Below are 2,201 nucleotides of genomic sequence, written 5' to 3' on the forward strand. Positions count from 1 at the left end.
CACTAACCGCAGTTCTTTTCCCCCAGATAGTTGTGACCATTTCACCATGGGTAATCACTTTGTCAGGATTTTTTAAAAGGAATCCCAAAATAGTAAACTCCTTTGGGGCTAGAGAAATAGGTTGATGAAAAAATTTTAGGTCATATGAATCTTCCCTCCAAATAAGACCATTAAATCGAATCGTACTTTGGTTCTTTTTCCTACTTCTCCTTAGAATTGCTGTTACTCTTGCTAATAATTCCTCTTTATTAATTGGTTCAAATAAACAGACATCTGCCCCTTCTCTTAAAGTTTTGATTAAGTCCGATTTTTTCCTGTTATTAAATATAAGAACAATTGGTACGGATGAAGAACTTCGGATCTCTTCAAAAATATTTTTGTACTTAGAATAATTGGAAATTAAAACAAGATCTATTGATTCCTTTTCCAACCAAAAAAGTACTTTTTTTATAGAATTTTCTCTAATACAGGCAAAATTCTGTGCCTTAAAAAAAGATAGCAAATCTGATGTGGTTTCTTCATTCTCAATAATTACCTGAAATATTCATAGCACTTTAAAAGATGCACGTTTTTCTAAAATGCAGGTGAGAGTTTTCTATCTTTTTATAAGATTGAACATTTTCTAACCTTTAAAATCTAATTAATTTATTTCCCATTGGAAATGTCCTATTTTTAGGCAGACTTCTCCCCTTAACTGAAATTTAAATTTTTTTCAGTTGGTAAAACCAAGTTAAGCTACTCAATCTGGAGTTTTTGTATTTGACCCAATACGTTCCAAAAGAATTTCTGATAGACAAAACTTGATGACAATTTAAAGTAATAAGATCTACCTGATTTCACTAGTTTACTGGCAACTTTAATAAGCCTTGTACGTATGGTATCAATTTGCATCATCTTTTGACCTTGTGGAAAGCAAATGGTTCGTAACCAATTCGTTAAATTATAAGCAAGCAGGCTTAGCATCATTTTTACCGTGTTGACTTGAAAAGAATGACTATTCATGTGATCCAAATAAAAGCCATTCTTTGATTCCTTGATATAGTTTTCCATCGTTCCTCTTTTTTGATAAGCTCGTACGATGTCTTTTGGAGAAGCTATTTCAAAATTTGTAACAAAAAAGGAATGGGCAAAAAGTAATTCACCAGCTGGTCGTACCGATTGGATAATCACTTTTCTTGGTTTCGACCATGACTTGGCTTGATAAGTGGCTTCTTCAAAATAGCGCTCTGTTTCTGAAACATCTCGTGGTGCAGAAGAAGGATGGTATTCTTTAGCAAGACTTTGTAATTGTAGGTTAGATTTTAATCGGATCACATATAAAACGGATTCCTTTTCACACAATTCGTACAAGTCGGGGACGGCAAACCCACTGTCTCCACGAAGGAATAAATTCGTTTCAGGGAACTTTTGGTTGTAGTGTTCAATTAATGGCTGAATAAACTCAACAATACCATTTGAAGTATATACATTTCCGGGACGAAGCTTCGCTTTAAGAAAGTCACCTGTAGCACCATCAAAAGCAACCAATGGATGAAAACCCATTGTTCCATAATGCGTATTGTAGGAAGAATCCTCTTGATTTCCATAAGTATCAGAATGGGTTGAATCCAAATCGATAAATAAAGCTTCGGACCCCCGAAATGAATGGATTTTATCAAGTAATTCTTGGTTTGCTTGATTTAAATGATCAATAGACTCTTTATCAAAACGTGTGTAAAAACGAGATAAACTCGGTTGTGAAGCGAGCGCTGGCGTTCCTATGATTTGGGTGAAAACTGGATCTTTCGTTAAATGATCAGCTGCATCATCCTCGGAATAGCCCGCAATCATTTGATAAATCTTTTGACGTAATAAGTTCTCGTTTGAATGGAGGTAATAGGCCCTAGAATCGTTTAACCTCAAATGGTTTTCTAGTGTTTTTGAAAATCCAATTTTCTCATCGAATTCCCTAAAAAGAAATTCACCAGTATCGGAGGACAGATCCCCTCCATCATTTGACAATTTAATTTTGCGATTGAAATCAAGGGTAATTTGCGGTAAAGTAGCCATTATAAGAATCCTTTCTGTGGTTATTTCGTCGTTGTTTTAACCTTATCAGAAATGGATTCTTTTTTCATTTATCAAGTGAATTAACATTTAACAAAAAAGCTTATTGGAATAACGATTGTAACCAATTAATGATTTTCTATGAATAATTCAGG

General features: G+C 34.1%; 2 protein-coding genes. Both read right to left on the minus strand.

Annotated features, from left to right (window positions below; translation table 11 throughout):
* On the minus strand, positions 1-430 hold a 430-nt coding region (locus ADJ83_RS10320; protein WP_160314255.1), incomplete at its 3' end, for a response regulator transcription factor.
* Positions 431-735: 305 nt separating this feature from the next.
* Positions 736-2,049, minus strand: coding sequence for an IS1380 family transposase (locus ADJ83_RS10325; RefSeq protein WP_016205278.1), 1,314 nt, complete (start codon positions 2,047-2,049; stop codon positions 736-738).
* Between the last annotated feature and the right edge of the window lie 152 nt (positions 2,050-2,201).

Origin of the sequence: Bacillus sp. 522_BSPC (assembly GCF_001076885.1) — a bacterium.
Classification (GTDB): Bacteria; Bacillota; Bacilli; order Bacillales; family Cytobacillaceae; genus Niallia; species Niallia hominis.